The 12,735-nt window shown below is 64.4% G+C and carries 10 protein-coding genes and 4 tRNA genes; all 14 read right to left on the reverse strand.

Translation table 11 applies throughout. From position 1 onward, the window contains the following. Positions 1-38: 38 nt before the first annotated feature. A complete protein-coding gene (rpoB, locus tag KGR00_RS19735; protein WP_224418663.1) occupies positions 39-4,115 on the reverse strand; it encodes a DNA-directed RNA polymerase subunit beta in 4,077 nt (1,358 codons plus the stop codon). A gap of 247 nt (positions 4,116-4,362) precedes the next feature. Then, positions 4,363-4,737 carry a 50S ribosomal protein L7/L12 gene (gene rplL / locus KGR00_RS19740; protein ID WP_129141368.1) on the reverse strand — a complete coding sequence of 125 codons (375 nt, stop codon included), beginning with the start codon at positions 4,735-4,737 and terminating at the stop codon, positions 4,363-4,365. A gap of 89 nt (positions 4,738-4,826) precedes the next feature. Beyond that, on the reverse strand, positions 4,827-5,330 hold the full coding sequence (rplJ, locus tag KGR00_RS19745; RefSeq protein ID WP_129141369.1) for a 50S ribosomal protein L10: 504 nt from the start codon (positions 5,328-5,330) through the stop codon (positions 4,827-4,829). 242 nt (positions 5,331-5,572) lie between these two features. Beyond that, positions 5,573-6,265 carry a 50S ribosomal protein L1 gene (gene rplA, locus KGR00_RS19750; protein ID WP_129141370.1) on the reverse strand — a complete coding sequence of 231 codons (693 nt, stop codon included), beginning with the start codon at positions 6,263-6,265 and terminating at the stop codon, positions 5,573-5,575. A gap of 2 nt (positions 6,266-6,267) precedes the next feature. Continuing rightward, positions 6,268-6,699 carry a 50S ribosomal protein L11 gene (gene rplK, locus KGR00_RS19755; protein ID WP_126485264.1) on the reverse strand — a complete coding sequence of 144 codons (432 nt, stop codon included), beginning with the start codon at positions 6,697-6,699 and terminating at the stop codon, positions 6,268-6,270. A 74-nt stretch (positions 6,700-6,773) separates the two neighbouring features. Further along, complete coding sequence (gene nusG / locus KGR00_RS19760) at positions 6,774-7,307, reverse strand: transcription termination/antitermination protein NusG (RefSeq protein ID WP_129141371.1); 534 nt, start codon at positions 7,305-7,307, stop codon at positions 6,774-6,776. Between the two features lie 8 nt (positions 7,308-7,315). Next, positions 7,316-7,684, reverse strand: a complete 369-nt coding sequence (secE, locus tag KGR00_RS19765) for a preprotein translocase subunit SecE (protein ID WP_129141376.1) — start codon at positions 7,682-7,684, stop codon at positions 7,316-7,318. A 73-nt stretch (positions 7,685-7,757) separates the two neighbouring features. Continuing rightward, positions 7,758-7,833, reverse strand: a tRNA-Trp gene (locus tag KGR00_RS19770). 146 nt (positions 7,834-7,979) lie between these two features. Next, positions 7,980-8,054 (reverse strand) — tRNA-Thr (locus KGR00_RS19775). 19 nt (positions 8,055-8,073) lie between these two features. Continuing rightward, a tRNA-Gly gene (locus tag KGR00_RS19780) sits at positions 8,074-8,147 on the reverse strand. 44 nt (positions 8,148-8,191) lie between these two features. Further along, positions 8,192-8,275, reverse strand: a tRNA-Tyr gene (locus KGR00_RS19785). A 104-nt stretch (positions 8,276-8,379) separates the two neighbouring features. Then, a complete protein-coding gene (locus KGR00_RS19790) occupies positions 8,380-9,219 on the reverse strand; it encodes a type III pantothenate kinase (RefSeq protein WP_129141372.1) in 840 nt (279 codons plus the stop codon). Beyond that, entirely contained in the window at positions 9,216-10,202 is a 987-nt protein-coding gene (locus tag KGR00_RS19795) for a biotin--[acetyl-CoA-carboxylase] ligase (RefSeq protein WP_224418662.1), read from the reverse strand. Before KGR00_RS19795 ends, KGR00_RS19790 begins: the two co-directional genes overlap by 4 nt. A 123-nt stretch (positions 10,203-10,325) precedes the next feature. Continuing rightward, positions 10,326-12,419, reverse strand: a complete 2,094-nt coding sequence (locus KGR00_RS19800; RefSeq protein WP_224418661.1) for a TonB-dependent receptor — start codon at positions 12,417-12,419, stop codon at positions 10,326-10,328. Positions 12,420-12,735: the final 316 nt, after the last annotated feature.

Below are 12,735 nucleotides of genomic sequence, written 5' to 3' on the forward strand. Positions count from 1 at the left end.
GGGGCCCCGCGGACCGTCATTGGCAAGCGTCGGGCGTTTCAGCCTTCCAGCTCGATATCGATGCCCAGCGAGCGGATCTCCTTCACCAGCACGTTGAAGGATTCCGGCATGCCGGCCTGCATGCTGTGGTCGCCGTCGACGATGTTCTTGTACATCTTGGTACGCCCTTCCACGTCGTCGGACTTGACCGTGAGCATCTCCTGGAGGGTGTAGGCGGCACCGTAGGCCTCGAGTGCCCACACCTCCATCTCGCCGAAGCGCTGACCGCCGAACTGCGCCTTGCCGCCCAGCGGCTGCTGGGTGACCAGGGAGTAGGAGCCGGTGGAGCGCGCATGCATCTTGTCATCCACCAGGTGGTTGAGCTTGAGCATGTACATGTAGCCCACCGTCACCGGACGGTCGAACTGCTCGCCGGTACGGCCATCGTAGAGGTCCATCTGGCCGGAATCCGGCAGATCGGCCAGCCGCAGCAGGCCCTTGATCTCGTGCTCCTGGGCACCGTCGAACACCGGTGACGACATCGGCACGCCGCCACGCAGGTTCTTGGCCAGCGCGATCACCTCGTCGTCGGACAGCGAGTCGATGTCTTCCTGACGGGTGTCCAGGGTGTTGTAGACCTTGCCCAGGAACTCGCGGATCTCGGCGACCTGCTGCTCGCGGGCATCGCGCAGCATGGCTTCGATCTTGACGCCCAGTCCGCGGGCGGCCATCCCCAGGTGGGTCTCGAGAATCTGCCCCACGTTCATGCGCGACGGCACGCCCAGCGGGTTGAGGACCACGTCGACCGGTTCGCCCTGATCGTCGAACGGCATGTCCTCGATCGGCATGATCGCCGAGATGACACCCTTGTTGCCGTGACGGCCGGCCATCTTGTCGCCCGGCTGGATGCGGCGCTTCACCGCCAGGTAGACCTTGACGATCTTGAGCACGCCCGGTGCCAGGTCGTCGCCCTGGGTGAGCTTGCGCTTCTTGTCCTCGAAACGCTCGTCCATCTCCTTGCGACGGTTCTCGAGCTGCTCGTCGGCCTGGGCGAGCAGTTCGTTGAGCGACTCGTCCTGCAGACGCAGCTTGAACCACTGCTGACGCGGCAGCTCCTCGAGATACTCCTCGCTGAGCACGTCGTCCTTCTTGAGCCTGGGCCCGCCGTTGACAGGCTGGCCGGAGAGCTGACGCTTGAGGCGCTCGAAGGTGGCGTCCTCGGCGATGCGGTAGGTCTCCTGCAGGTCCTTGCGCACCTCGTCGAGCTGCATCTGCTCGATGGACAGCGCACGCGAGTCCTTCTCGACGCCGTCGCGGGTGAACACCTGGACGTCGATGACCGTGCCCTTCATGCCGGTGGGCGCACGCAGCGAGGTGTCCTTAACGTCACTGGCCTTCTCGCCGAAGATCGCGCGCAGCAGTTTCTCTTCCGGGGTCAACTGGGTTTCGCCCTTGGGCGTCACCTTGCCGACCAGGATGTCGCCGGCACCGACCTCGGCGCCGATATAGACGATGCCCGCCTCGTCGAGCTTGGACAGCGCCGACTCACCGACGTTGGGAATGTCCGAGGAGATCTCCTCGGCACCCAGCTTGGTGTCGCGGGACACGCAGGTCAGTTCCTGGATGTGGATGGTGGTGAAGCGATCCTCCTGCACCACGCGCTCCGAGACCAGGATCGAGTCCTCGAAGTTGTAGCCGTTCCAGGGCATGAAGGCGATGCGCATGTTCTGGCCCAGCGCCAGGTCGCCCATGTCGACGGACGGGCCGTCGGCGAGGATGTCGCCGCGTGCCACGACGTCGCCCGGACGCACGATCGGCCGCTGGTTCATGCAGGTGTTCTGGTTGGAACGCACGTACTTGGTGAGGTTGTAGATGTCGACGCCGGCCTCGCCGCCGATGATCTCGTCCTCGTTGATCCGCACCACGATGCGCTTGGCGTCCACCGAGTCGATCACCCCGCCGCGACGCGCCACGGCGCAGACACCGGAGTCACGGGCGACGAAGCGCTCCATGCCGGTGCCCACCAGCGGCTTGTCGGCGCGCAGGGTCGGCACCGCCTGGCGCTGCATGTTCGCCCCCATCAGGGCGCGGTTGGCATCGTCGTGCTCGAGGAACGGGATCAGTGCCGCGGCCACGGACACCACCTGGCGCGGCGACACGTCCATCAGGGTCACCTTGTCCGGCGCCATGAAGGTGGTCTCGCCGCGGTGACGGACCTGCACCAGGTCGTCGACCAGCTTGCCGCCCTCGTCGACGGTCGCCGAGGCCTGGGCGATGACGAAGTCGCCCTCCTCGATCGCCGACAGCCGCACCACGTCGTCGGTCACCTGACCGTCGACGACCTTGCGGTACGGCGTCTCGAGGAAGCCGTAGCTGTTGGCGTGACTGTAGGTGGCCAGCGAGTTGATCAGGCCGATGTTCGGACCTTCCGGCGTCTCGATCGGGCACAGACGGCCGTAGTGCGTGGCGTGAACGTCGCGCACCTCGAAGCCGGCCCGCTCACGGGTCAGGCCGCCCGGGCCGAGCGCCGAGACACGGCGCTTGTGGGTGACCTCGGAGAGCGGATTGTTCTGGTCCATGAACTGCGAGAGCTGGCTGGAACCGAAGAACTCCTTGACCGCCGCCGCCACCGGCTTGGCGTTGATCAGGTCCTGCGGCATCAGGCCTTCGCTCTCGGCCATGGAGAGGCGTTCCTTGACCGCGCGCTCGACACGCACCAGACCCACGCGGAACTGGTTCTCGGCCATCTCGCCGACGCAGCGAATGCGGCGGTTGCCCAGGTGGTCGATGTCGTCGACGTCGCCGAAACCGTTACGAATGGCGATCAGCTCCTTGAGCACGGCGACGATGTCATCGTTGTCGAGCACCCCGGGGCCGGTGTCGGACTCGCGACGCAGGCGGCGGTTGAACTTCATCCGACCGACGCCCGACAGGTCGTAGCGGTCCTCGGTGAAGAACAGGTTGTGGAACAGCGTCTCGGCCGCTTCCTTGGTGGGCGGCTCGCCGGGACGCATCATGCGGTAGATCTCGACCAGCGCCTCGAGCGCCGAACGGGTGGTGTCCAGCTTGAGGGTGTCGGAGATGAACGGCCCGCAGTCGAGGTCGTTGGTGTAGAGCGTCTCGAGCGTGGTGACACCCGCCTGACCCAGCTTCTCGAGCAGGTCCGGGGTGATCTCGCTATTGCACTCGCAGACCAACTCGCCGGTGTTGGGATCGACCTGATCCTTGGCCAGCGTCTTGCCCAGCAGGTACTCCATCGGCACCTCGAGACGCTCGAGGCCCGACTTTTCCATCTGCCGGATGTGTTTCTGGGTGATGCGACGGCCTTCCTCGACGATCACGCTGCCATCGGCATCCTTGATGTCGAAGGTCGCGGTCTCGCCGCGCAGGCGCGACGGCACCAGATCCACCGAGAAGCCGTTCTTCTCGATGTGGAAGGTGCTGGTGTCGAAGAAGATATCGAGGATCTGCTCGGCGCTCATGCCCAGCGCGCGCAGCAGAACGGTCGCCGGCAGCTTGCGGCGACGGTCGATGCGCACGAAGACGTTGTCCTTGGGATCGAACTCGAAATCCAGCCAGGAACCGCGGTAGGGAATCACCCGCGCGGAGTACAGGAGCTTGCCGGACGAGTGGCTCTTGCCCTTGTCGTGGTCGAAGAACACGCCCGGCGAGCGGTGGAGCTGGGAAACGATGACCCGCTCGGTGCCGTTGACCACGAAGGTGCCGTTCTCGGTCATCAGGGGGATTTCCCCCATGTAGACTTCCTGCTCCTTGATGTCCTTGATCGCCTTGTTCGAGGAGTCCTTGTCGTAGATGATAAGGCGAACCTTGACCCGCAGCGGTGCCGAGTAGGTGACGCCGCGCAGCTGACACTCCTTGACGTCGAACGCCGGGGTGCCGAAACGATAGCTGACGTACTCGAGCGCGGCGTTGCCGGAGAAGCTCTCGATCGGGAACACGGACTTGAAGGCGGCGTGGAGGCCGACCTCGAGGCGCTCCTGGGGCGCCCGGTCCTGCTGGAGGAAGTCGTAGTAGGAATCAAGCTGGATGGCCAGCAGGTAGGGCACATCCATCACTTGGGGCAGTTTGCCGAAATCCTTGCGGATGCGTTTTTTCTCAGTGTATGAGTAAGCCATCTGTATTCCCCAGCTTGTTCACCATGGGTGACCGATGCGTGGTCGGCGCCACCTGACGGGAGCCGCCCCGTCAGGCGCTGACGGCAAGCCCCGGTAGGTGGCTCGCCGTCGGAATTCGCCTAGCGTTCGAATCGTCAGTGATGGATACACGATAGGACGCTAGTGACAACAGAAAAAGGCCGGCAGCGGGTGTCCCGCCACCAGCCGTGGAAGCTTACGCAGCGCGTGAAGCCTCGGGGCCCAAGAGTTACTTGAGCTCCACGGAAGCGCCCGCTTCTTCCAGCTTCTTCTTGGCTTCTTCGGCGTCGTCCTTGGACATGCCTTCCTTGATGGTCGCCGGTGCGCCGTCGACGGCACCCTTGGCTTCCTTCAGGCCCAGGCCGGTGATCTCGCGAACCACCTTGATCACGTTGACCTTCTTGTCGCCGGCGGCGGTCAGGACCAGGTCGAACTCGGTCTGCTCTTCGGCAGCAGCGGCTTCGCCACCGCCACCCGGGCCAGCGACGACGGCCGCGGCGGCGGAAACGCCGAACTTCTCTTCCATCGCCTCGATCAGATCGACGACTTCCATCACGGACATGTCGGCGACGGCGTTGATGATGTCTTCTTTGGTCAGTGCCATGTTTGCATTCCTAAACTTTGCGGAGCGCCCGATCGGTCAATGGCGCTCGATAACGGGGTAGACGGTTCCGGCTGCGGGAAGCAGGCGCCTCAGGCGGCTTCTTCCTGCTTCTGATCACGCAGCGCGGCGAGAGTCCGCACCAGCTTGCCGGCAGAAGCTTCCTTCATGACCGACATCAGCTTGGCGATCGCTTCGTCGTACGTCGGCAGCGTTGCCAGACGATCCAGATCGGAAGCCGGGATGAACTCGCCCTCATAGGCCAGCGCCTTGACTTCGAAGTCCTTCTGATCCTTGCCGAACTCCTTGAACAGACGGGCGGCAGCGCCCGGGTGCTCGTAGGAGAAGGCCAGCATGGTCGGACCCACGAAAGTCTCGTTCAGGCACTCCCAGGAAGTGCCCGACAGCGCGCGGCGTGCCAGGGTGTTGCGAACAACACGAATCTGCACGCCGTTCTCGCGAGCCTGTTTACGCAGGGTGGTCATGGCACCCACGTCAACGCCGCGAGAATCGGCAACTACGACGGAAAGAGCGTCCTTGGCTGCCTCACTGACCTCTGCAACAATCGCTTTCTTGTCTTCGAGACCTAGTGGCACAGTGTTCACTCCTTCATGCCGAGGCGCTTGCGAACAAGTCGGCCTCGGAGGTTACCTTCTCGATCCGCCGACAGGCGGCGGATCGCGGAATGATGGTGCTCACCAGCGAACTGGCGGGCCGCACCATCTGCGCAGGCGACCCGGTGGGTCATTAAGTCACCGCGAGGTGACGCCTGCGGTCTTTGACGGCGCCCCGCCCGCTTGGATCGGGGACCGCAAAGTTACTGCCCGTTGCCCGCCGCTCACACGTAGGCGCTGTGATCGACGGTCAGACCCGGGCCCATGGTGGTGGACAGGGTCATTTTCTTGAAATAGATGCCCTTGGAGGTGCTGGGCTTGAGACGCTTGAGGTCGTTGACCAGCGCTTCCAGGTTGCCGCGGATGGCATCCGCCGGGAAGTCGACCTTGCCCAGCGTGGTGTGGATGATGCCGTTCTTGTCGGTACGGAAACGTACCTGACCCGCCTTGGCGTTCTTGACCGCGGTGGCGACGTCGGGCGTCACGGTGCCGACCTTGGGGTTCGGCATCAGGCCGCGCGGGCCGAGGATCTGACCCAGCTGACCGACCACGCGCATCGCATCCGGAGAAGCGATGACCACGTCGAAGTCGAGCTGGCCTTTCTTGACCTGCTCGGCCAGGTCGTCCATGCCGACGATGTCGGCACCGGCTTCCTTGGCGGCTTCTTCGTTGGCACCCTGGGTGAAGACGGCGACACGCACGTCCTTGCCGGTACCGTTGGGCATGACGGTGGCGCCACGCACGACCTGGTCGGATTTACGCGGATCGACGCCCAGGTTGATGGCGACGTCCAGGGACTCCTTGAAGTTGACCTTGGACAGCTCACCGAGCAGGGCCACGGCTTCGTCGACGGTGTAGACCTTGGAGGCGTCGACTTTCTCGCGGATCATCTGTGCGCGCTTGGACAGTTTCGCCATGATCAGAGACCCTCCACGTTGAGGCCCATGCTACGGGCGCTGCCGGCGATGGTACGCACGGCGGCATCGAGATCGGCAGCCGTCAGATCCGGCTCCTTGGTCTTGGCGATCTCCTCGAGCTGCTCGCGGGTCACCGTGCCGACCTTGGTCTTGTTCGGCTCACCGGAGCCGGACTTGATGCCAGCGGCCTTCTTCAGCAGGACGGCGGCGGGCGGCGTCTTGGTGACGAAGGTGAAGCTGCGGTCGGAGTAGACGGTGATCACGACAGGCGTCGGCAGACCCGGCTCGATGTCCTGGGTCTCGGCGTTGAACGCCTTGCAGAACTCCATGATGTTGACGCCGTGCTGGCCCAGCGCGGGGCCCACGGGGGGACTCGGATTGGCCTTGCCAGCTGCGACCTGCAGCTTGATGTAGGCCTGGACTTTCTTAGCCATGTTGCACTCCAGTTGGGTAGTAGCGCCTTGCGGCTCCCCGGGTTAACGGGCCGCCCGAGCGGCCCGATGATGATTCAGTCCTTCTCGACCTGGGCGAACTCGAGCTCGACGGGCGTGGCACGACCGAAGATCAGCACACTGACCTGCAGCCGGCTCTTCTCGTAGTTGACCTCTTCGACGACACCATTGAAGTCGGCGAAGGGACCGTCGACGACGCGCACGGTCTCGCCCGGCTCGAACAGCGTCTTGGGGCGCGGCTTGTCGGTGCCGTCCTGCACGCGACGCAGGATGCCGTCGGCTTCCTTCTGGGTGATCGGCGCCGGCTTTTCGGGCGTGCCGCCGATGAACCCCATGACACGCGGGGTCTCGTTGACCAGGTGCCAGGTCTGGTCGTTCATTTCCATCTCGACCAGGACATAGCCGGGATAGAACTTGCGCTCGCTCTTGCGCCGCTTGCCGTCGCGCATCTCGACGACTTCTTCGGTGGGGACCAGTATCTCGCCGAACTGATCCTCCATCTCGTAGAGCTTCACGCGCTCGATCAGCGAGCGCATGACATGCTTCTCGAAGCCGGAGTAGGCGTGAACGACGTACCAACGCTTGGACATGGAAACTCCTAACCGATGATGCCGGACATGATCCAGCCCAACAGGGTGTCGATCAGCCACAGCATCAGGCCCACCACCAGCACGGCCACCAGCACGATGGCCGTGGTCTGGACGGTCTCCTGACGGGTCGGCCAGACCACGCGCTGAATCTCCTTGCGCGAGCTGCGAGCCAGCTCGAGGAGGCTGCGACCCTTGGCGGTGGTCAAGGCTACGGCGGCGGCACCGAGCCCCAGGGCCACGACGCCGAGCACGCGATAGAGCAGCGCCTGGTCGGCGAAATAGCTGTTGCCGACGACGGCAAGCGCGACGAGGATGAGGACAACCGCCCACTTGAGCCCGTCGTGGCGCGACTCCTGCACCTCGGCGTTTTGCTTCATGACCATGGAACTCCTCAAGGTGCGGCGATCGAAAAGACGGAAGTATATGAGATAACGCCAGCCTGGGGAAGACTGGCAGGCCAGGAGGGAATCGAACCCCCAACCTGCGGTTTTGGAGACCGCTGCTCTGCCAATTGAGCTACTGGCCTGCATTGATGACGCCACAGCCTGTTGCAGGCAGCGACGCGACAGCGGGCAAGATGATATCGGAATCGATCCGCCCTGACAACCCCGACCGATCATGCCGGGCCTTGCAGAAAGACAAAAGGCGAGCCAATGCTCGCCTTTTGCAATGTGGAGCTCATGGACGGATTTGAACCGTCGACCTCACCCTTACCAAGGGTGTGCTCTACCCCTGAGCTACATGAGCCAAACTACCATCAAGCGCCTGGAGCGGGCAGCGGGGATCGAACCCGCATCATCAGCTTGGAAGGCTGAGGTTCTACCATTGAACTATGCCCGCCTGCCCGCTCGACTCATCGACGAAACCAGGCGTCGACGCAAAACTGGTGGAGGGGGAAGGATTCGAACCTTCGAAGCTTTCGCGGCAGATTTACAGTCTGCTCCCTTTGGCCACTCGGGAACCCCTCCAACGTGGCGGCAAATTTTACCGCTTGAGGCGACATTGTCAAGCACTTATTTTTCAGTGACTTGAGCGACCCGCGGGCCGTTGCCTCAGAACGCCGCGCATTGTGTCAAAGCATCATGGAGATTGCAAGGCTCGCCCGAATCTTTTCCAGTGCCACCGGCGCCGGCACCCGCGGAGCGCCCGACAGACGCCCGGCCCGTTCGGCCGCGGTCAGGGGAAAGCAGGCCTCGAGCCCGGCATAGACCATGTCCGGCCAGATCGCGTGGGGAATGCGCAGTCCCCGCGACACCACGCGGGCGTCACCGCCGGTCAGCAGCAACGGCAAGGCCACCCCCTCGCGATCGCAGACCTCGCTGTAGATGCGATTGACGGCACTCACCGCCGCCATGAAGATGCCGTGATTGACCGCCTCGGCGGTGTTCTTGCCGGGCAGCAGCAGGGCGTCGGGCTCGCTGTCGGGGTCGATCGCCACGTTGCGCGTGCCCAGCTTGAGGCTTTCCTTCATCAGGCGCAGGCCGGGGACGATGTAACCGCCCAGGTGACGGCCGCCGGGGAGCACGAAGTCGATGGTGATGGCGCTGCCGCAGTCCACCGTGCAGCAACCGCCGGTCAGGTGATACCCGGCGAGCACGCCCATCCAGCGATCGACGCCCAGTCGTTCGGGCTCCTGGTAACCGCAGGCGACGCCCAGCGCCTCGGCCGTGGAACGCGCCACGTGAACCACGCTGACCCCCCGGCGCAACAGCGCCACGGTATCGTCGAGTACCGCCCGGCGGGCCACACTCGAGATACGCACCGTACTAACCACATCGAGATCGGGGATGTCGGCTCGCGGCCGCCACTCCTCGCGCGTCCACACCGCCCCGCGGGAGCGAATCTCGCTGCTGGCGACATCCTTGAGCCGCCACTTGGACAGCGTATTGCCGATATCCAGATCGAGGATCATGAGCCCCCACGCACGCTGATCTCCCCGCCGAACAGGCGCTCCTCGGCCCCGTCGTGCTCGACGAGCAGGCAACCGGTCGCATCGACGCCCGAGGCCACGGCCGCATAGCGCGTGTTGCCGCGAACGACATCGACCGTCGCGCCGGCATGCACATGCCGCCGGTTCCATTCCTCCTGCCAGGCAGCGAATCCCTCGCTCTCGAAGTCCGCCAGCAGATCCAGCAGGCCGGCGATGACCTCAGTGGCGAGCGCGTTGCGAGTCACCCCGGGCGCCCGGTCATTCAGGGCGGCCACCGGCTGGTCGATACGCTCGCGTACCGCCTGAGGGAGATTGACGTTGAGGCCGATACCGATCACCACCTCGCAGGGCCCCTCGGCGTCGCCGCTGAGCTCCAGCAGGATGCCCGCCAGCTTGCCCGGGACCATGCCCTCGCCGACGCGCATCAGCACATCGTTGGGCCACTTCAGGGCGATCTCGGCACCATGGCGCTCCAGGATCCGGGCCAGGACCACACCGACGGCCAGGCTCAGCCCCTCGAGCACGGCCGCGCCGCCTTCGAACCGCCAGCCGATCGACATCAACAGATTGCGGCCCCAGGGGCTCTCCCACCCGCGCCCGCGACGTCCCCGCCCGGCACTCTGAGCCTCGGCGAGACAGACTTCGGCGTGCCCCGCCCCCTGGGCGAAGCGCTCGCGCAGGAACTGATTGGTCGACGCCAGGCTCTCCTCGACGAACAGTCTCGCCAGGCGCCGCCGCGGGTCACGCGGCAGTTCGGCGATGATCGTCTGCCCATCGAGCAGGTCGAGCGGCTCGGCCACCCGGTAGCCACGCCCCTTGACCGCCTCGAGCGCGATATCCATGGCCTCGAGTTTCTTGAGCTGCTTCCAGATGGCCGTGCGTGAAACACCCAGACGCTCGCCGAGCTGCTCGCCGGAGTGGTAGTCCCCGTCGCTCAACAGCCGGATCAGATCGCCGATGGTCATGTCCTTCGTCCCGCCGGAAAAACCGCCATTCTAGCGGAACCTGACCGGCCCCGGGAACGTTGGCGACCAAAGTGCATGGCCGGAGGCCCCGAGTCGCTCCCCGGGGCCTTGCATCACCGCCCGCTAGTAGGACTTGGACCAGGTCAGCGTGTAGGTCCGCCCGCGCCCCTGGAAGTCGTAGAGGTATTCCGGACCGTAGTAGGGGGAGTAGAACATTGCTGCACGCTGGCCCCAGACCGTCGAGTACTGCTTGTCCAGCAGGTTCGTCACCCCCAGGCTGACCTTGCCGAAGCCGGTCTGCTGACTGGCGCTGACGTCCAGGGTCGTGTAGCCCTCGATCTCGCGACCGTCGTCATCCTCCAGGTCGCGGTAGTGATTCGCCTGCAGCCGAGCCGAGGTGTCGTAGTCCGACCAGCCGACGAAGGCCGTCGCCGACGACAGTGACGCGTAGCGGGCATCACGCTTCTGCCAGTCGCCCTCCTCGTCCTTCTGCTCCGAGCGCACCAGGTGCAGGGTGCCCCCGAGCTGCCACTGCTGGCCGAGATAGCGGGTCACGGCTGCCTCGAGCCCGTAATCCCGTTTCTTCTGATCGATCACGCTGACGCTGAGATCGTCGGCGTTCTCGATCGCCTTGTCGGACCAGGCGTAATAGATCGCCGTCTGTGTCGACCAATCGCCGCCCCGATACCGCCAGCCCAGTTCGACCTGGTCGGTCTCGATACCGCTCAGCGGGTTCGCCGAGACGCTGATATCCGCACTCTTGCCGTAGTATTTCGCCGGGTCGGGCAGCTCGAAGCCTTCGCTGTAGTTGGTCCAGACCTGATGCCCGTTGTGGAAGTCGTAGAGCGCCCCGGCGTTGATCAGCGTGACATCATAGTCGTTGCTGCCCCCCGGAATGCCCTTGAAGTCATCGACCTCGACATCCATGTGCTGACGCCGCACCCCGCCCGAGAGCTTCAGCCCCTCGGTGACCTGCCAATCTGCCTGGGTGAAGGCCGACACGCCGTCGACCCGATAGCCCGGATAGCGCGGCTCGACGGCGCGCTCGACCTGTCGCAGGCCACCCGTGGCGTCCGACGTCGCCTTGTCGAAGATCATCTGACTGGCGTCGAAGTCCTCGCGATCCAGGTCGATGCCGTAGGTGACGCTGAGCGCGTCCCCCGGCTCGGCAGCGAAGAGCGCCTTGATGCCACTGAGGTCGGTATTCTGCCGCGAGGCACGAAACTCGTAGCCTCCCGACACCGGATAGGGAAACGCCTGGAAGTTGGCCCGCTCTTCGCGATGGTAGGCCTGCAGGTAGAAATCCTGACCGAGCAGGTCGCCGTGATGGTAGTTGACGTTGAGCAGCTTGCGGTCGGTTTCCGGCTCACGGTCGGCACCGAAGCCGTCACGGATCTCGGCCGCCCCCAGGTCCGCGTCCGTCCGGTCGAGATGCGGAAAGTAGATGCCGCGGTCGCCTTCGTAACCGGAGTCGTAGAGCTGGCCCATGACCTCCAGCGTCTGCTGCTCGGCGAGCTGGAAGTGCAGACTGCCCATGACATCGATACTGCGATTGTCCTGCAGGTCGGTCTGGGACAGATCGGGAAAGATCTCATCGCCCCCGCCATCGTAATAACGCCCGTTCTGCTGGTAGGCGACGCCGATACGACCGTGCACCCGCTCGGTGCCACCGCTGGCCGACTGGGCGATTCGCCGGTCGAGGTCGTCACCGGCATTCAAGCCACTGCTGACACCGACCTCGGTCTCGAACGCGGGCGGACCGGCCTCCCCGGTCTTGGTGATGATGTTGATCAGACCGCCGGTGGCACCGCCCCCGTAGAGGCTACTGGCGCCCGACAGCACCTCGACACGCTCGACGTTGAAGGGGTCGATGGCATCGAACTGCCGCGACAGCGAGCGTGAGCCGTTCATCGACACACCATCGATGAGCACCTGCACGCTGCGGCCGCGCATGTTCTGGCCGTAGTTGGTCCGGCCCTGAGGGGCGAAATCCAGGCTGGGTATGAGCTTGCCCAGGGCCGTCTTGAGATCGGCGCCCGAGTCCAACTGCTCGCGCAACTCCTCGTTCTCCACGACCCAGACCGTGCCGGGGATCTGGCTGATCGCCGTCGGCGTACGCGAGCCGACGACCACCATGGTTTCCGACGACTCGGCCGCCTGCAGTGAAGAGGCGCCCAACCCGAAAGTGGTAGCGATGCAAAGTGTTCTGACTCTCATGAATTCCCCTGAATATCCAGACTCGGCCGCTCCAGGCGACCTGGATACACAGGATAAGGAAGCCTTTCTCGCCACTCAATGAGAACAATTGTTTTTTGCACCAGCACCAATACTGCTACTGCCCTGCCCTGGCGTTTCCGGCATGATCGAGCAGATGCGGGAATGACGGCGCCCGCGCGACGGCTTTTCGGCCCCCTGAAACGCAAAAACCCCAGCCGATTGGCTGGGGTTTTCCGAAAAGATGCCTGACGATGACCTACTCTCGCATGGGGAGACCCCACACTACCATCGGCGCTGAGCGGTTTCACTGCTGAGT

Source organism: Modicisalibacter sp. MOD 31.J, from assembly GCF_020147985.1.
Classification (GTDB): Bacteria; Pseudomonadota; Gammaproteobacteria; order Pseudomonadales; family Halomonadaceae; genus Modicisalibacter; species Modicisalibacter coralii.